17 protein-coding genes are annotated in these 16,153 nt (G+C 64.0%); 6 read left to right on the top strand and 11 right to left on the bottom strand.

Features of this window, described 5'->3' with window-relative positions; all coding sequences use genetic code 11:
* A complete protein-coding gene (locus JJE66_RS00150; protein WP_200512121.1) occupies nucleotides 1–981 on the bottom strand; it encodes an ABC transporter substrate-binding protein in 981 nt (326 codons plus the stop codon).
* An 87-nt stretch (nucleotides 982–1,068) separates the two neighbouring features.
* On the opposite strand from JJE66_RS00150, the gene JJE66_RS00145 reads away from it, so the two are divergent.
* Complete coding sequence (locus tag JJE66_RS00145; protein WP_200512120.1) at nucleotides 1,069–1,428, top strand: hypothetical protein; 360 nt, start codon at nucleotides 1,069–1,071, stop codon at nucleotides 1,426–1,428.
* A 127-nt stretch (nucleotides 1,429–1,555) separates the two neighbouring features.
* Here JJE66_RS00145 and JJE66_RS00140 read toward each other — a convergent pair whose 3' ends face one another.
* A complete protein-coding gene (locus JJE66_RS00140; RefSeq protein ID WP_200512119.1) occupies nucleotides 1,556–2,374 on the bottom strand; it encodes a quinoprotein dehydrogenase-associated SoxYZ-like carrier in 819 nt (272 codons plus the stop codon).
* Nucleotides 2,375–2,426: 52 nt separating this feature from the next.
* Complete coding sequence (locus JJE66_RS00135; RefSeq protein WP_210349685.1) at nucleotides 2,427–3,335, bottom strand: quinoprotein relay system zinc metallohydrolase 2; 909 nt, start codon at nucleotides 3,333–3,335, stop codon at nucleotides 2,427–2,429.
* A gap of 147 nt (nucleotides 3,336–3,482) precedes the next feature.
* Here JJE66_RS00135 and JJE66_RS00130 point away from each other — a divergent pair, with 147 nt between their 5' ends.
* On the top strand, nucleotides 3,483–4,364 hold the full coding sequence (locus JJE66_RS00130) for a substrate-binding domain-containing protein (protein WP_200512117.1): 882 nt from the start codon (nucleotides 3,483–3,485) through the stop codon (nucleotides 4,362–4,364).
* Nucleotides 4,361–4,933: a PQQ-dependent catabolism-associated CXXCW motif protein gene (locus tag JJE66_RS00125; protein WP_200512116.1), complete on the top strand. Its 573-nt coding sequence runs from the start codon at nucleotides 4,361–4,363 to the stop codon at nucleotides 4,931–4,933. The genes JJE66_RS00130 and JJE66_RS00125 overlap by 4 nt, the downstream gene beginning before the upstream one ends.
* A 3-nt stretch (nucleotides 4,934–4,936) precedes the next feature.
* Here JJE66_RS00125 and JJE66_RS00120 read toward each other — a convergent pair whose 3' ends face one another.
* The 6 genes from JJE66_RS00120 to JJE66_RS00095 all read right to left on the bottom strand — a co-directional run bounded on the left by JJE66_RS00120 (nucleotide 4,937) and on the right by JJE66_RS00095 (nucleotide 9,780).
* Complete coding sequence (locus tag JJE66_RS00120; protein ID WP_200512115.1) at nucleotides 4,937–5,236, bottom strand: copper-binding protein; 300 nt, start codon at nucleotides 5,234–5,236, stop codon at nucleotides 4,937–4,939.
* Between the two features lie 135 nt (nucleotides 5,237–5,371).
* A complete protein-coding gene (locus tag JJE66_RS00115; RefSeq protein WP_200512114.1) occupies nucleotides 5,372–5,986 on the bottom strand; it encodes a hypothetical protein in 615 nt (204 codons plus the stop codon).
* Complete coding sequence (locus JJE66_RS00110; RefSeq protein WP_200512113.1) at nucleotides 5,983–6,831, bottom strand: ABC transporter permease; 849 nt, start codon at nucleotides 6,829–6,831, stop codon at nucleotides 5,983–5,985. The genes JJE66_RS00115 and JJE66_RS00110 overlap by 4 nt, the downstream gene beginning before the upstream one ends.
* Nucleotides 6,828–7,634, bottom strand: coding sequence for an ABC transporter ATP-binding protein (locus tag JJE66_RS00105; protein ID WP_200512112.1), 807 nt, complete (start codon nucleotides 7,632–7,634; stop codon nucleotides 6,828–6,830). Before JJE66_RS00105 ends, JJE66_RS00110 begins: the two co-directional genes overlap by 4 nt.
* On the bottom strand, nucleotides 7,631–8,614 hold the full coding sequence (locus tag JJE66_RS00100; RefSeq protein ID WP_200512111.1) for a YVTN family beta-propeller repeat protein: 984 nt from the start codon (nucleotides 8,612–8,614) through the stop codon (nucleotides 7,631–7,633). Before JJE66_RS00100 ends, JJE66_RS00105 begins: the two co-directional genes overlap by 4 nt.
* Nucleotides 8,599–9,780, bottom strand: coding sequence for an ABC transporter substrate-binding protein (locus JJE66_RS00095; RefSeq protein WP_200512110.1), 1,182 nt, complete (start codon nucleotides 9,778–9,780; stop codon nucleotides 8,599–8,601). The genes JJE66_RS00100 and JJE66_RS00095 overlap by 16 nt, the downstream gene beginning before the upstream one ends.
* 127 nt (nucleotides 9,781–9,907) lie before the next feature.
* Here JJE66_RS00095 and JJE66_RS00090 point away from each other — a divergent pair, with 127 nt between their 5' ends.
* A complete protein-coding gene (locus JJE66_RS00090) occupies nucleotides 9,908–10,411 on the top strand; it encodes a DUF3280 domain-containing protein (RefSeq protein ID WP_200512109.1) in 504 nt (167 codons plus the stop codon).
* Nucleotides 10,412–10,427: 16 nt separating this feature from the next.
* On the opposite strand, the gene fghA is transcribed toward JJE66_RS00090, so the two are convergent.
* Together fghA and JJE66_RS00080 are read right to left on the bottom strand one after the other, a co-directional pair.
* Nucleotides 10,428–11,273: an S-formylglutathione hydrolase gene (gene fghA / locus JJE66_RS00085; protein WP_200512108.1), complete on the bottom strand. Its 846-nt coding sequence runs from the start codon at nucleotides 11,271–11,273 to the stop codon at nucleotides 10,428–10,430.
* 71 nt (nucleotides 11,274–11,344) lie between these two features.
* Nucleotides 11,345–11,965, bottom strand: coding sequence for a response regulator transcription factor (locus JJE66_RS00080; protein WP_027534106.1), 621 nt, complete (start codon nucleotides 11,963–11,965; stop codon nucleotides 11,345–11,347).
* A gap of 185 nt (nucleotides 11,966–12,150) precedes the next feature.
* Between JJE66_RS00080 and JJE66_RS00075 the strand changes: the two genes are divergently transcribed.
* Complete coding sequence (locus JJE66_RS00075; RefSeq protein WP_200512107.1) at nucleotides 12,151–13,509, top strand: histidine kinase; 1,359 nt, start codon at nucleotides 12,151–12,153, stop codon at nucleotides 13,507–13,509.
* 178 nt (nucleotides 13,510–13,687) lie between these two features.
* Entirely contained in the window at nucleotides 13,688–16,153 is a 2,466-nt protein-coding gene (locus tag JJE66_RS00070; RefSeq protein WP_200512106.1) for a TonB-dependent receptor, read from the top strand.

Genomic DNA, 16,153 nt, shown 5'->3' with positions numbered 1-16,153 from the left:
TCAATCTCCGGGGACTGCGTGATAGAAGGTGCCGGGGTCGAGCTCGGCCGCAGGCCCGACCAGGTCGCGGCCGCCGATTTCGGCCAGCACGCGATAGAGCACCCGCGCATCCGCCTCCTCGTCCGTGATGCTCCGGCGCGGAATGCCGTCGCGATAGCGGTTCCGGTAAGTTTTGAGCATCATGGGATCGGTCGCGCCGGTGAGCGGAGCGATCTTGTCCCAGGCCGCATCCGAGGTGACCAGCAATTGCTTGGCCTTGCGGGTCATCGCAATGAAGCGGGCCACGGCGTCGCGATGGCCCGCGGCCCAGCTCTCGTCGAAGACGTAACCGACCGCGGAGACCGCGCCCTTGGCGCCCAGCTTCGGCAGGATCTCCTCGATATCGGCGAGCCGGCGAAAGCCTTTCGCCTCGAGTTGCGCGCAAAAATTCCAGAAATTCAGGCTCGCATCCATCTCGCCGTGGAGTGCCTTGGCGGCGATCAGAGGCGGGGCGCCATAGACGATGGTTGCATCCGACTTCAGGTCGATGCCGTCCTGCTTCATCCGCGCCTGCAGCAGCAGCCAGCTCTTGTCGATCGGACCGCCGCCGACGGCGAGCTTGCGGCCCTTCAGATCGGCGAGCGACTTGATTGGTGACGCTGCCGGCACCATCACTGCACCGAGCGCGCTGGAATAGGGATAGAAGGTCAGTTTGGCGCCGAGCGCACGCTCGCGCGACACCCACAGCCAGTCCGACAGCATGATGTCGGCATTGCCGGAACGGAGCGCGATCTTGCCGGCCTCCGGGCTCGCGAGCTCGGTGACCTCCAGCGACAAATTGGCCGCCTTGTCGAGCCCGGCTTCGCGGATGGTCGCCAGTTCCCAGGAGAATGTTCCGGTCTTCTGCACCGCAAGGCGGATGGTATCCGCGGCATGGCCCGGCGTGCCCAGCATCAGCGCCAGCATCATCGCGAGCGCCGATGTTCGTCCCGGAACTCTCATCACCTTGTGAGCCATTTCCTCAGATAGAGTGCTTTTCAGGACAATACGCATAGCATAGCTTCCATCGCAACCAGCGGGAGGACGCTCATGAGTTTGACGGGACAGGTACGACCGATTGTCGCCGCTGTGGTCGTCCTCGCGACGACGGTCTACGCGGCCCGGGCCGAGGAGGCCAATGATTATCCGACCTCGGCGCGCGCGGAATATGTCTATGGCTGCATGAAAGCCAATGGCGAGACCCGGCAGTCGATCGAGCAATGCTCCTGCTCGGTCGACGTGGTCGCCTCGATCGTCTCCTATGAGCGCTATGTCACCGCCGAGACTGCGCTCAGCATGTCGCAGGTCCGCGGCAATCTCGGCACCCAGTTTCGGACATCAGAACAGGCGAACGCGGCGGTGAATGATTTGAGGCGCGCGCAGGCTGAGGCCGAGGTGAGGTGCTTCTAGCTGACTCGCGGCGTGCCTATCGTAGTCGTCATGCCCTTGTCCCGGGCATCCACGTTCTAGCTCGGCATGACGAAGGCCGTGGATGGCCGGGACAAGCCCGGCCATGACGAGAGAAATGGCTAGCCACTCACGTCCCCGGCTTCTCCACATCCCACTCGTTCCTGAACACGTGCCCGTCCGTGTCCTGCGCTTCCGCGCGGAAGCGCCTTGCGCCGTTCGACACATAGGTAAAGCGCAGATTGGGATCTTCCGAGATCGAGATGCCGCCTTCCATCGACAGCACGGGGCTGCCGTCCTGGGTCAGCTTCAGCTGATTGATGAAGAAGGCGGGAATATAAAGCTGGGTGACCTGGTCCATTTGCAGGCCGGAATTGTTGGGGTGGCCGATCATGATCTGCGCTTCGCGGACGCGGCTCGCGGGCGCGTCCTCGCGCGCGAATTGCCGGTAGCGCATCTGACCGAGGTGGTTCTGCGCCTCTTCCGCATTCTTCCCCGCCGGAGCCGAGCAGCCGCCTGAGGCCTTCACGTAGGTCTTGGAGACGTAGAGCTGGCCGTCGCTGAGCTCGGCCACTGCGTGGACATCAGTGTAGTTGTTGACGCGCACGCGTGTGGAAATCTCCGAGACATTGGCGTCCGGCCCGAGCTCGAACTTTGCGGCCATCGGCGCCGGGTTACGATCGATCACCAGCGTGATCGAGCGGATGCGGCGGGCATCGCCCGGCGACAGCTTGGTGCGCAGGGTCACCGGCACGATCGCGGCGTCTTCGGCGCGATACGGCATCTCGATGCCGATGACGTCGTTGCCGTCGTTCATCGGACGGTTGTTGAAGATGTCCTGCACCAGGCCGGGCCAGGGATCGTAGGCCTCCTCGGCGCGCAACGGCACCGCAAAGCTGATGCCGGCCAAAGTCGCGATCAAGGTCAGGCGGAGCCTATGTCCCATCATGGTCGTGATCCCGCGCGGACGAAGCAGTTATCTGACGAACCTAGCGCGTCCGCTACTCCCATTCAATTTCCGAAAATGCTGCGGTCGCGTTGCGGGCGTTGTAATCGTCGAACAGTTCCCACTGCGATCGCTCCGTCGCGGCTGCCTTCTCGGCCGCGGTTCGGATCGATTCACCCTTCTTGTTCGAGGCACGGACGTCCGACAGCAGCGTCGAGAGATAACACCGTTCATCGGCGAGTGCCGCAGGCCAGTCGCTCACAGGGCCGTGACCGGGCACGACGCGCCTCGCGGGAACGATCTCCAGCTCTTTCAGCAGGCCAAACCAGCCGCGAATGCTGCCGTCTATCACCGGGATGTGGCGGAGAAAAACCAGATCGCCCGCGAACAGCGTCTTCGTTGTCTCATCGAATATTGTGAGATCATTGTCGCTGTGCGCGGCCGGCCATGCCCGCAAGGTCAGGCGGCGCGATCCGAGGTCGAGCGTCAGCGTGTCCGTGACGAGCAGCGTGGGCGGCACGATCTTGACGGGATCGATCAATTCGCCGCCCATAATGCGGCGAAAGTTGTCGAGATAATACGGCCCGCGCGTCGCCAGCGCTTGCGGCAACTTGCTGTGGCCGACGAAGCTGGTTCCCTCCGCGGCAAAGGCCGCATTGCCGAAAACATGATCGGGATGGCCGTGGGTGTTGATGACGTAGCGGATCGGCTTGTCGGTGCTAGCTCGTACGGCCGCCAGCAGCGCCTCGCCTTCACGAAGGCTGCCGCCGGTGTCGATCACGGCCACCGCGTCCGCGCCGACAATGAACCCGACATTGGCGATATCGCCCTCGTTCTCGCGCGTCATCAGGGCGATAGTCCCGGAGTGTACGAAGATTCCCGGTGCGACTTCGCTCACAGGCAATTCGGTCGCTTCAGCGCGTGCTAGCGTGGTCAGGCCCAGCAGGGCGAATGCAGTAATCATCGACGCGAGGTGAGACACTTTTCCGCCTCAGTTCACAGGGTTCGCCGCATTGCACTGCAGCACAACAAGGCCAACACCAAGCTTGGCGAAACATGGTGCGTCCTGCGTTGCAAGGATAGCATTCAGACAAAAGATGGAGGAAGCGCGATGACGGAGACCGGGCGACATCGTCGCTGGTTGTTCTTGCTGTGTGTGATGGCGACCTCTTGCATGGTCGGCGATGTCGCCGTGGCGCAAACGAGCGAAACGGGCGACCTTTCGTTCGAGCTGATCGATCCGAAGGTGCTGCGTGTCTGCGCCGACCCGCGCAATCTGCCGTTCTCCAACGAGAAGGGCGAGGGGATCGAGAACAAGCTCGCCGAGTTGTTCGCCGACAAGCTCCATAAGAAACTCGACTATGTCTTCTTTCCGCAAGCCACCGGCTTCGTGCGGATGACTCTGGGCGCGCATCGCTGCGACGTCATCATGGGCTTTCCCCAGGGCGACGAGCTCGTGCAGGGCACCAATCCCTACTACCGCACGTCCTATGCGCTTGTCGCGAAGGCCGGCAGCGGGCTCGAGGACGTCGATACGCTCGAAGATGCCAGGTTGAAGGGCAAGCATGTCGGCATCATCGCCGGCACGCCGCCCGCGACCAACATGGCGATCGCGGGCCTGATGGGCGATGCAAAGCCGTATCCGTTGATGATCGATACGCGCTACGACAATTCGGCCCAGGCGATGATCGACGATCTCACGGCCGGCAAGATCGACGCCGGCGTGCTGTGGGGACCGATGGCGGGCTTCTACGCGAAGAAGGCGGGCTCGCTGCACGTGACGCCGCTGGTGAAGGAAACCACCGGGCCAAAATTAGTCTATCGCATCGGCATGGGCGTGCGCGCCGCCGACCAGAACTGGAAGCGGCAGCTCAACAAGCTGATCCAGGAGAACCAGGGCGAGATCAACAAGATCCTGCTCGATTTCGGCGTCCCGCTGCTCGACGAGAGCGACCGGCCGCTCGGTGCGGAGACGGTCAAGAAAACACCATGAGCCGGCCCCTTGCCGCTGCGCTCGTGGCCGCCACCCTTTTGGCGCCGGTCTTTGCGCAGCAAGATTCGGCGCAGCAGCAGGAGCCGTTCGAACCCGAGGGCTTTCGCACCGACAATTACCGCGCGCCGGTGCCGGCGTCGCTGGAAGGCGCGCGCGTTCTCACAACGGCGGAAGCGGAAGCCATCTGGCGCGCGAAGAGCGGTGCCTTCATTGACGTGCTGCCGCGCGCGCCGAAGCCGAAGAACCTTCCCGCAGGCACGGTGTGGCGGGATACGCCGCGGAAAGACATCCCGGGCAGCATCTGGCTCCCAGATACAGGCTACGGCGCATTGGCGCCGCCTATGGACGATTATCTCCAGCGGGGCCTCGCGCGCGCGTCGCGTGGCGACAAGGCCGCGCTGCTCGTGATTTATTGCCTCGCAGATTGCTGGATGTCCTGGAACGCCGCCAAGCGCGCGCTGGCCTACGGCTATTCCAACATCGCCTGGTATCCGGACGGCACCGACGGCTGGGAGCGGGCAAAACTCCCAACAGAAGAGGCGCAGCCGGAGCCGCGCCCCAATCAGTAAGCGCTACTGCTTCTGCAACTTCGTCAGCGTGCCCGTACCATCCGTGTCGGTCGCGGAGTAGCTCACCCTGTCGCCGGCATGAACGGCATCCAGCATCGCGGCATCCTTGGCCTTGTACTGCTGCAGCGCGCCGGCGCCGCCGGCACTGCCGCCGACCGTCCCCTTCTGCGTCTGCTGGATCGAGATCGTGTTGTTGAGCCGATCAATCCTGGTGACCATTCCGGTCATGTCGTCAGCGAAAGCGCTTGATGCAAGCATGGTGACGGCTGCAGCGCCTGCGAGGATGAATCGTTTTGTTCCCATCGAGGCCTCCCGGCGTTCGAGCTTCACATCGACAAGACATCCTAGATCGATTTGGTTCCGGCAGATAGCGCGGCAAACATTAACGATCGCATTGATATCGCGGGAACTTTATGAAAGCTGTCAGCAAGCCTGACGCTATTCCATTTCTTGCTGGATCACGCGCCCCAGCGCGAACAGGCGCTGGTCGATCGTGGTCGGAACCTCGCACACGAATCGCACCACCTTGCGGCGGTCCTCGAAGATGCGGGTCTCCCAGATCAGCTGGTTGCTCATGGCATCGACCTTGGTGTCGTCGCGCGGCGTTGCGTCCTGCAGCGCCTGGAGCTGGATGGTGTCCTCGCGGATCTTGTCGGCGGCCTCACGCTGCTTGCGGCTGACCCGCTCGAGCCCGCCCATGACCTGGGAACGCTGCGCATTGAGCGTGTCGAACAGGCCGGCAAACAGCAGTTTTGCGTTCGCGGTCTTGTCGGAGGCGGAGCCCGCCAGAAATTCCTTCACCGACTTTTCGGCTTCGTCCATCGGCGTCTTGCGCGCCGCGAGCTTCGAAACCAGCGCGCTGACCTTGCTGTCGTCCTTCCATTTGGTCTCGGCATCGTCGAGCGCCGGCCCGGCCCAGACAGCGGCGAGCGAAATCTCCGGAACCTTGGCCTGCGCGCAGGGCCAATTGGGATAGCGCGGATCGGCTGCACGTGCGGCCGTGCCCGAGACAGCGAACGCAAGGGCCGCAATGGCAAGTGTCCGAACCATCATCCTTCGCCTCCCGCCGGCCCGCGACGTGCCAGCCCGCGTGACGGATCATAGGCGAAAATCGCCCCGGTCATGAAGACGATTGTACAGGTCGCAACCACCGCCAGCGAGATCCAGTTGATCTGCCCATACAATGCGAAGCGGATCAGCTCGACCGCATGGGTGAATGGATTGGCCTCGCAGACATAATAGAGATAGGGGCTGCCTTCCTGCACGCGCCAGAGCGGATAGAGTGCGGAGGACGCGAAGAACATCGGGAAGATGACAAAATTCATCACGCCGGCAAAGCTCTCGAGTTGCTTGATGCCGGAGGAGATCAGCATGCCGAGCGAGCCCAGCATCAGCCCGGACAGGATCAGCGCCGGAAGCACGGTGAGATAGCCGATCGGGGGAGGCGTGATGTCCCAGAACCAGGCGATCAGCAGGAACGCGTAGACCTGGAGCAGCGACACCGCTGTGCCCGCGAGCAGCTTGCAAAACAGCAGAAAGCCGCGCGGGAGCGGGCTCACCAGCAGCGTGCGCATATTGCCCATCTCGCGGTCATAGACCATCGAGAGCGAGGATTGCATGCCGTTGAAGAGCTGGATCATCGCCATCAGCCCGGGCGCGATGAAGACCTCGTAGAGGATGTAGGTCTCGTAAGGCGGGATGATGGAGATGCCGAGCACCTGCCGGAAGCCGGCTGCGAAGATGAACAGCCACACCAATGGGCGCACCAGTGCCGAGACGAAGCGCTCGCGCTGATGCAGGAAGCGCAGGCCTTCGCGCCAGACGATGCCGGTGAGGCAGGTCATGTACTCGGCGGCCGAGAAGCCGCGCGGCGCATCGCGCGTGGTGATGCTGCTCATGCGCCACCTCCCGGCATGGTCTGCGCACCTGTCAGGCGCATGAAGGCGGTGTTGACGTCCTGCGCGCCGGCCTCCGCGATGACGCGGCTCATCGGCCCCTGTGCCAGCACCTTGCCTTGGTGCAGCACGACGAGATCGTCGCCGGCCATGATCTCATCGAACAGATGCGTGGCCCAGAGCACGCCGATGCCTTGTTCCGTCACCAGCTGACGAACATGGCTGATGATGTCGGCGCGCGCCTTGACGTCGAGGCCGACGGTCGGCTCGTCCAGCAGTAAAAGGCGCGGCCGGTGCAGCAGTGCGCGCGCGATCTCAAGCCGGCGCATCTGCCCGCCGGAGAGATCGCGCACCTTGCTGCCGGCACGGTCGGCAAGCCCGATGCGCGCGAGCAGTTCGGCGGCTCGCGCGCGCGCCTCGCGCCGGCTGATGCCGTGGAGGGCTGCGTGATAGAGCAGGTTCTGGGTCAGCGACAGATCGAGATCGAGCGTGCGCGGCTGGAATACCACGCCGAGCAGCCGCAGCGCCTCGCCGGGGCTGTTGCTGATGTCGTGGCCGAAAATGCCGATACGGCCGGTCTGGATGCCGAACAGCCGCGTGATCAGCGAGAACAGCGTGCTCTTGCCCGCGCCGTTGAGGCCGAGCAGCGCCGTAAAGCTCGCGGGCTGCACGTTGAAGGAGACGTCGATCAGCGCGCGCCGCGGGCCGTAGCAATGGCTGACGCCGTCGATCGACAGCGCCGGCAGAGCGGCCGGATCAGGCCTTGGTGTTTCGCGTGACTCGGCAATGGGAGCGGGGCTGGTCATGGCGCGATCGTGATGCCCCAGGGCAGTTCGCCCACTTGAATGGTCTTGATCACCTTTTGCGCGGCGACGTCGATCACCGAGACATCGTTGGAGACCCCGTTGGTCACCAGCAGATATTTCTCGTCCGGTGTGAACGCCATGTGCCAGACGCGCTGGCCGACCAGCAGATATTTCGTCACCTTGCGCGTGGCGGTGTCGACCACGGCGACGCGGTTGGCGGGGCCGAGCGCGACGAAGGCGGTCTTGTCGTCCTTGGTCATGCCGATTCCGACCGGCTGGATCGCCTCTTTCCTCAACCCCGGAATCTCGAAATTGACCTTGCCGATCACCTCATGCTTGTTCGGATCGATGATCGACACCGTGCCGCCGATTTCGGAGGAGACCCACAGTTCCGAACTGTCATGCTTGAACTCGGCAAAGCGCGGCCGTGGGTCCACCAGCACATTGGCGACGATCTGGCGCGACGCGGTGTCGATGAAATGCGCCATGTTGGTCGTTTCCGACGTGTTGATCAGAATCTTGCCGTCGGGGCTGATGGTCATGCCCTCGGGCTCGACGCCAACCTGGATGTCGCCGAGGCGGGCGCGCTTCTCGAGGTCGATCACGGTCACCGTGTTGTCGTTCTCGTTGGCGACATAGAGCGTCTTGCCAGCGGCATCCTGGGTGAACAATTCCGGGTCGGGCCCGGAGGGCAGGGTGTCCACCACGGCTTGGGTCTTGGCGTCGATGACCTGGATGGTGTCGTCGTCGCCGACGGCAACCATCACGAATTTGCCGTCACGGGTGAACTCGATGCCGCGTGGGCGCTGGCCGACTTTGATGGTTTTGCCCACCGTCCAGCTGTCGGTGTCGATCACGGAGACCGTGTTGCTCTTCTCGTTCGAGACATAGGCGACGAAGGCATGCGCGGGCGTAGCCGCCAGCACCAATCCGGCGAGAAGCCCCTCGCGCAACATCCGCATCCTCATTTCAGCTTGCATTTGCTCTCCGGGCGATCGTAGCCGAGCGTATCGAGCTCGGAGACCTGGTGCAGAAAACCCTCCTGTGGCGACACCGAGACCACCATGCGGCCGTCGACCAGCAGGATCGGCTGACGGAGCTGCAGATTCCAGTCGCGCACGGTGAGCCGGGTGCCCTTGAAAGCGGCGACCTCGAAGTTGGGCCCCTTGATGAAGTCAGTGACCTTCTTGACGTCGCCGGAATTGGTGCGCGAGGTGGCCTCGCCAATCATCCGCACCGCCGTCCAGGCCTGCATGTCGAGCGCGGTCATCCGTCGCGAGTTCAGCTTCATGAAGCGGTTCTGCATCTGCGTCGCGCCCCACTGGTCCTGCGCCGCGTCCCAGCTGCGCGGCACGAGTCCGGCCGAGCCGGCGACGGGTCGCGGATCCCAGGTGCGATAGGGCAGATAGGCGCCGAACACCTCGCTTTCATCGGCGGCGACCAGCACATCATAGGCGGGCGCCTGTTGCGTGAACACCGGCATTTGGCGCTGGATCAGCGTCACGCCGGAGTCCGTGCGGCGCGCGCCGCCGGTGTCTTCGAAGGTGCGCTCCTGCACGATCTTGGCGCCGAACCGCTTCGCGGCGCGCCGCAGCGCATCGGCGTAGAGCTTGTCCTCGTCATGCGAGCCGACCACCAGCAGCCAGCGCGACCATCGCTTCCACACCAGATACTGGCCGAGCGCATCCGCGAGCATCGACCGCGTCGGCGCGGTGTGGATCACGTTGGCGCGGCAATCGGCCTCGCGCAGCCGCTCGTCGATCGCGCCGGCGTTGAACAGCAGCGTGCCGCGATCGCGCAGGGCGTCGGCGACTTTCAGCAGCGCATCGGCCGGCATGTCGGCGACGACAAAGCCATTGTGCTCGGCAAGGGCGGTTGCGGCCTGGACCGGATCTTCGCCTTGCTTGATGCGGCGCTCCTCCAGCGCAAAACGCTGGTTGAGGAATTTCCCGGTGGTGTTGTTGTCGTCGATCGCGAGGCGCGCGCCGGCAACGCCGTCATTCTCCGCGGGCTGCTCGACCAGCGACAGCGTCGATCTGGTGCCGGCGATTCCGAGATAGCCGACGCCGATCGTGACCGGGTCGGCCGCGAGCGCTTGCGCTGCTGCCAGACACAGGCCGATCGGACCGAGCAACCATCGGATCATGCTTCCTCCTGAAATCCTCCCCGGCTTGACCGCCGGTGGAGAATTGTCTCTCTTGAAGCATGACCGATTTGGCCGGGCTTGCAACCCCACATTTTGTCGTCGCGACACCACGGGCGGAATCACGTTCATGCGAGCGCTGATATGTTTCGCAGCTTTGCTGTTGATGGGTTCGACCGCGTTCGCAGGTCCGCCGAAACTTGCGGTGTTCGATTTCGAGCTGATCGACACCAGCCTGCCGGGCGAGTTCTACGGCTCCAAGCCGGAAGAGGCGCGGCTCGCGCATATCAGCGAGCAGTTGCGCAAGGAACTGACCGATTCAGGCCGGTTCCAGCTGCTCGATATCGGGCCGGTCAGGGACGCCGCCCATCACAGCAATTTGCAGGCCTGCGGCGGCTGCGACCTCAAGCTGGCTAGGCAGCTGGGCGCCGACTTGGAGATTACCGGCATGGTGCAGAAGGTCTCGAACCTGATCATCAATCTGAACATCTATTTGCGCGACGTGAAGACCGGCAACATGATCACAGCGGCGAGCGCCGACATGCGTGGCAACACCGATGAATCCTGGTCGCGGACGATGAGCTACCTGATCCGCAATCGATTGCTGGCGCCGAATTACGGGCGGCCGGAATAGGGGAGAGTGAGAGCGCTCACCCCTTCAGCCGCTCCGCATGCCAGTACAGATGATCACCCATGAACGTGGAGATGAAATAGTAGCTGTGGTCATAGCCCGGCTGACGTCGCAGCGTCAGGGGGATGTTGGCCCTGGTGCAGGCGGCTTCAAGCAACTCGGGCCTGAGTTGCTCCTTCAGGAAATTATCGGCCTCGCCGACGTCGACGAGGAAGCCGGAATATTTCGCGCCATCCTCGATCAGTGCCGCCGTGTCGTGGCTGCGCCACGCTTCCTTGTTCGCTCCGAGATAGCCGGTCAGGGCCTTAATGCCCCAGGGCACCTGCGACGGCGCGACGATCGGCGCAAACGCGCTTGCCGCGCGATAGCGGTGCGGGTTGCGCAGCGCCACCGTCAGCGCGCCGTGGCCGCCCATCGAATGCCCCATGATAGATTGCCGCTTGGCGTCGACCGGAAAATTCTCGGCGACCAGCTTCGGCAGCTCGTCGGTGACATAACTCCACATGCGATAATTACGCGCGAAAGGCGCTTCCGTTGCGTCGACGTAGAAGCCGGCGCCGAGGCCAAAATCATAGGCATTGTTGGCGTCGCCCGGCACGTCGGGCCCGCGCGGTGAGGTGTCGGGAGCGACGAAGATCAGGCCGAGCTCGGCGCAGGCTTTGCGAAATTCGCCCTTCTCGGTGACGTTGGCATGGGTGCAGGTGAGGCCGGAGAGATACCAGACGACGGGCAGCTTGGCGCCGTCGGCATGCGGGGGAACATAGACCGAGAACACCATGTCCGTTCCGGTCGCCTGGCTTGCATGGCGGTACACGCCCTGCACGCCGCCATAAGAAGTATTGGTCGAGACAGTTTGGATCGTCATGCCGTTGTGCTCCGTGGCATCTCACCACATCGAGAATGCAAATGCTTGTATGACCAAAATTTGTGGCGGCGTCAGGCCACGCCGCTGTCGATCGCCAGCCGCACCAGCTCGACCGAGGTCTTGACCCCAAGCTTCTGGCGCATGATCGAGGAGGTGTTGGCGACCGTCTTGTAGGACGATTGCACCAGCCAGGCGATCTCGGACAGGCTTTTTCCCGCGCTGAGCAGCCGCAAAATCTCCATCTCGCGCGCGTTCAGCTTCGACAGCGGGCTTTGCGCCAGCGTCGGTCCTGCGAAGGCGATGCTGCGCGCGATCGCGCTCGGCAGATAAGTGCCGCCGCCGCCGACGGTGCGGATCGCCTCGACGAGGTCGTCGGGATCGCCGGTCTTGGAGACGTAACCCTTGGCGCCGCATTCGATCGCGCGTGCGGCGAAAGCCGGGTCGTCGTTCATGCTGAACATGATGATGCGGGCATCAGCCGCGCGCTCGAGGATGCGGCGCGCGAGTTCGAAGCCGGAAACGGTCGGCAGGTTGATGTCGATCACGCAGAGGTCGGGGCGCTCGACGATGAAGACGCACTCGCCGTCCTCGGCGTCGGCGGCTTCCAGAATCTCGATCTCGCCTTCGTCGGCCAGCACGGCACGGCAGCCGGAGGCGACAATGGGATGATCGTCGACGATCAGAATGCGCATGGGCGTTCCCCGCGACAGCGCCGGACTCTTTATTTCGCGCCGCATGATGCCGAACGAGGAGGCGTGTCGGGTCATGCAACCCGGCCGGGATTGCTGTACGCTTCCGATTAGATATCGGGCGCTTCGCCTCTGTCAACGTCATCGGACAGGCGCGGGTGATGCATCGTGGGGCACGGGCGACAGGCATGTGGCAAAATCTATCCTTGCGCGGGCGCATCAACCTTCTGCTGGCGCTGCTGCTTGCGCTCGGGCTCGCCGTCAACATCGCCCGCCAGGTCGCAGAGGCCGGTCCCCGCGTACAGGCCGAAGACCAGAGCGTGATCCGGCTGGCGCGTGAGTTCATCGAGATGATCGTGACCGACCTCAACGAGGCGCCGGATCCGGACGCGACGCTGAACCGGATTGCGCGCGATCTGAACCGCCTGCGCCATGTCAGCATTGCGCTGAGCGACGCCAGCGGGAACCCGCTGACGTCGCCGCGGCCGGATGCCGGTGACGACACGCCCGGGCCGCCAGCCTGGTTCGTCAGCCTGGTTCATCCCGAGCAGACCGCCGTCAGCGTGCCGGTCTCGGTCCATGGCAAGCCCGGCTCGCTGGTGATCATTTCGCATCCCAATGACGAGATCGCGGAGATCTGGGACGCCATCGTCACGCAGCTCGAGGTCGGCTCAGTCATCGCGCTGGCGCTGTTCCTGGTGATGATGGCGGTCGTCGGCCGGGCGCTCGCGCCACTCCAGTCGTTGACACAGACGATGGGCGAGCTCGAGGGCGGCCGTTACGACGCGCGCACGGCGCCCGGCGGCGCGCCCGAGTTGGCCGCGATTTGCACCAAGCTCAATCATCTCGCGGCGACCCTGGGCGAGGCGGTCGAGGACAAGCGGCGTCTTGCCGAGCGCGCAGTGTCGCTCCAGGACGTCGAGCGCAAGGAGATCGCGCGCGAGCTGCATGATGAATTCGGACCGTATCTGTTCTCGCTGCGCGCGCATGCCAGCGCGCTCGCAAAGCTCGCCGACGGGCGCGCGCCGAGTGCGGACGCGGTGCGAAAACACGGCGGCGCGCTGCTGGAGCAGATCAACGCGCTGCAGCAATTCACCCGCCGTGTGCTGGAGCGCTTGAGGCCCGTCGGCCTCGCCGAGCTTGGCCTCGGCAAGGCCCTGGAATCGCTGTCGCGGTTGTGGCGGGAATCCCATCCCGATGTGACGATCGAAACCACGATCTCGCCGGCGCTCGGGGCGGTCGGCGAAACCGCCGACCTCACCATCTATCGCGTCGTGCAGGAGGCGCTCACCAATGCGTTCCGCCACGCCGGCGCGACCGCGATCAAAGTGGTCATCGAGCCGGCGGAGCAGCCGGGCCGCGACGGTCGCTTCTGCACCCGCGTGCGGGTCAGCGACAACGGCCACGGCATGGAGCCGGGCCAGAAGCTCGGCTTCGGCCTCGTCGGCATGCGCGAGCGTATTCTGGCGCTCGGTGGCACGCTCAACGTTTCGTCGGGCGAGGGCGGCGTCACCGTCGAAGCGCTGGTTCCGACCGCGGCGGCCTGATCCCGCCCGGCTCAAGCGGGAAAATTCCCGATCGGGAAAAATTCCCGATTTCGTCGGGAAAATTGGTGCGGAGAGTGCCCGACCTTTTGTGGCTGGTCCAGGAGCCGCCGCCGATTACACTCGTCTCGACCAAACGGCGCAAACAGAACGGCCGAAGGTTACGGGCGGGACAATGGGAATGCGCAAGTCGCGACACATGCGACGCCTGCTGATGGCTTCGGTATCGACCGGGCTGGTGTCCGGACTCCTTTTCGGGACCAACGCGCGTGCCGCGCAGGACGAGGAGACCAACGTCCAGAACCTGCCTGCCGTCGAGGTGGTGGCGCCGCGGCCGACCACGCGACGCGCGCCGTCGCGGCCGGTTGCGCGGACGGCTGCGAGCTCCGGCAAGCCCAAGGCCGGCCGGATCTACGTCTATCCGACGGTACCCGGCACGGGCAGAGGTCTCGAGGTCGACAAGGTTCCGTCGGCGATCAACGCCGTTGATGCCAACCAGATCAAGCGCACAGGCTCGCTCAACGTGACGGATGCGCTGCGCGACAACATCGCCGGGGTTAGCATCAGCGAGGTCACCGGCAACCCGTTCCAGCCAAATGTCGAATTTCGCGGCTTTGTTGCCTCGCCCATAACAGGGACGCCGCAAGGACTCGCGGTGTACCAGAACGGCGTACGCATCAATGAAGCCTTCTCGGACGCCGTCAACTGGGACCTGATCCCGACCGCGGCGATCAGGTCGGTGACGCTGGTGACCAACAACCCGGTCTTCGGCCTTAACGCGCTCGGGGGCGCGATCAACCTGCAAATGAAGGACGGCTTTACCTATCAAGGCGCAGAGCTTGATGTCATGGGCGGTTCGTTCGGCCGCATCCAGGGCTCGGCGCAATGGGGCAAGCAGGTCGACCAGAACTACGGCATCTACGCCGCGCTCGAAGGTCTGCACGATAACGGTTTCCGCAACTTCTCCCAATCGGACGTGCGGCGCTTCTACAGCGACGTCGGCTACAAGGCCGGCGATAGCGAATTCCACGTCAATATGGGGGTCGCCAAGAACGACTTCGGCGCCAACGCCACCGTTCCGGCCGAGCTTCTGGATAAATACTGGGGCGCGACCTACACGACACCGCAGACCAGCTCCAACCGCGTCGGTTATCTCAACCTGACCGCCAAGGCCGACGCGACGCCGACCTGGACGCTCGAAGCCACCGCGCATGTGCGCAGGTACGAGCAGAAGATCGTCGACGGCAATCCAACTGACGTCGGCGTGTGCACGGCGGACGCGACGCTGCTGTGCTTTGGTGACGGCGCGACGCCTGCGAATGGCACGAACGGCGTGCAGCTTGGCAATCCCTTTGCATCGGGAACGATCCTTGGTGAGATCGACCACAGTTCGATACGGTCGACCAGCTTCGGCGTATCGGGGCAGGCCACCAACACCGATCAGTTGTTCGGGCACGAGAACCGCTTCGTGATGGGCACGAGCTATGATGCCAGCGTCACACGCTACGATGCCACCGCCGAGATCGGTTCGATCGGAGAGAACTATCTCGTGAGCGGCGGCGGCATCTTCCTGGGGCCGACCGGCACGATCGCGACCGGGTTTGCCGGCCCCGTCTCACTGCGGACCGTCAATCAATATAACGGCCTGTATGCGATGGATACATTCAACGTCACGGATGCCTTCGCGATATCAGGCGGAGGCCGCTTCAACGTGGCGCGCATCTCTCTGGAGGACCAGCTCGGCACCGCGCTCAACGGCGACTACACCTATACCCGGTTCAATCCGGTGATTGGCGGCACCTACAAGATCACGCCGGAGTTGACTGCCTATGCCGGCTATTCCGAGGCCAACCGCGTGCCGACACCGCTCGAGCTCGGCTGCGCCGATCCGAACAATCCCTGTCTCATCGCGGCATTTCTCGTCTCCGACCCGCCGTTGAAGCAGGTCGTGTCCAAGACCGTGGAAGCGGGCCTGCGCGGCACCAAGGAGCTGAACATCGGCACGCTCGGATGGAAGATCGGCGGCTTCCGCGCCACCAACTATGATGACATCCTGGCCGTCCCCGTTCCCGACCGGACCGGCTTTGGCTATTTCACCAATGTCGGCAGGACCCGGCGGCAGGGGCTTGAGGCCGAGGTCAACGTCAAATCACCGACGCTTCAGTTCCAGGCGAGCTACACCTTCGTCGATGCCCGCTTCCTCGACGCATTGACGCTCGGCTCGAACAGCCCGTTCGCCGATGCCGACGGCAACATCCAGGTCTTGCCCGGCGACCAGATCCCTGCGATCCCGCGCCACCGCGTCAAGGTCGGCGTCGATTACGCCGTCACCGACGACTGGAAGGTCGGCGGCAATGCGCTGTTCGTCTCCAGCCAATACCTGGTCGGCGACGAATCCAACCAATATTCGAAGCTGCCGTCCTACACGGTCTTCAGCCTGCACACCTCCTACCAGGTCACCAAGAACCTCCAGCTCTACGGCAAGGTCGACAACATCTTCGACAACCGCTACGCGACCTACGGACAGTTCTTCGACACCGGCGCTCTGCCGAATTTCACCAACGGCGGAAACCCGTTCACCGACCCGCGCTCGCTGAGCCCGGCGCGGCCGCGGGCGTTCTATGCGGGGGCGCGGGCGACGTTCTGA

The organism is Bradyrhizobium diazoefficiens (genome assembly GCF_016612535.1).
Lineage (GTDB): Bacteria > Pseudomonadota > Alphaproteobacteria > Rhizobiales > Xanthobacteraceae > Bradyrhizobium > Bradyrhizobium diazoefficiens_C.
This window is presented reverse-complemented; position numbering and strand designations above follow the sequence as displayed.

Coding starts and splice junctions, on each gene's coding strand:
- JJE66_RS00115 (WP_200512114.1), bottom strand. CDS start 5,986: ATGATGGTTCGGACACTTGCCATTGCGGCCCTTGCGTTCGCTGTCTCG.
- JJE66_RS00075 (WP_200512107.1), top strand. CDS start 12,151: ATGTGGCAAAATCTATCCTTGCGCGGGCGCATCAACCTTCTGCTGGCG.
- JJE66_RS00130 (WP_200512117.1), top strand. CDS start 3,483: ATGACGGAGACCGGGCGACATCGTCGCTGGTTGTTCTTGCTGTGTGTG.
- JJE66_RS00145 (WP_200512120.1), top strand. CDS start 1,069: ATGAGTTTGACGGGACAGGTACGACCGATTGTCGCCGCTGTGGTCGTC.
- fghA (WP_200512108.1), bottom strand. CDS start 11,273: ATGACGATCCAAACTGTCTCGACCAATACTTCTTATGGCGGCGTGCAG.
- JJE66_RS00080 (WP_027534106.1), bottom strand. CDS start 11,965: ATGCGCATTCTGATCGTCGACGATCATCCCATTGTCGCCTCCGGCTGC.
- JJE66_RS00140 (WP_200512119.1), bottom strand. CDS start 2,374: ATGATGGGACATAGGCTCCGCCTGACCTTGATCGCGACTTTGGCCGGC.
- JJE66_RS00070 (WP_200512106.1), top strand. CDS start 13,688: ATGCGCAAGTCGCGACACATGCGACGCCTGCTGATGGCTTCGGTATCG.
- JJE66_RS00125 (WP_200512116.1), top strand. CDS start 4,361: ATGAGCCGGCCCCTTGCCGCTGCGCTCGTGGCCGCCACCCTTTTGGCG.
- JJE66_RS00095 (WP_200512110.1), bottom strand. CDS start 9,780: ATGATCCGATGGTTGCTCGGTCCGATCGGCCTGTGTCTGGCAGCAGCG.
- JJE66_RS00120 (WP_200512115.1), bottom strand. CDS start 5,236: ATGGGAACAAAACGATTCATCCTCGCAGGCGCTGCAGCCGTCACCATG.
- JJE66_RS00110 (WP_200512113.1), bottom strand. CDS start 6,831: ATGAGCAGCATCACCACGCGCGATGCGCCGCGCGGCTTCTCGGCCGCC.
- JJE66_RS00100 (WP_200512111.1), bottom strand. CDS start 8,614: ATGCAAGCTGAAATGAGGATGCGGATGTTGCGCGAGGGGCTTCTCGCC.
- JJE66_RS00090 (WP_200512109.1), top strand. CDS start 9,908: ATGCGAGCGCTGATATGTTTCGCAGCTTTGCTGTTGATGGGTTCGACC.
- JJE66_RS00135 (WP_210349685.1), bottom strand. CDS start 3,335: ATGATTACTGCATTCGCCCTGCTGGGCCTGACCACGCTAGCACGCGCT.
- JJE66_RS00150 (WP_200512121.1), bottom strand. CDS start 981: ATGAGAGTTCCGGGACGAACATCGGCGCTCGCGATGATGCTGGCGCTG.
- JJE66_RS00105 (WP_200512112.1), bottom strand. CDS start 7,634: ATGACCAGCCCCGCTCCCATTGCCGAGTCACGCGAAACACCAAGGCCT.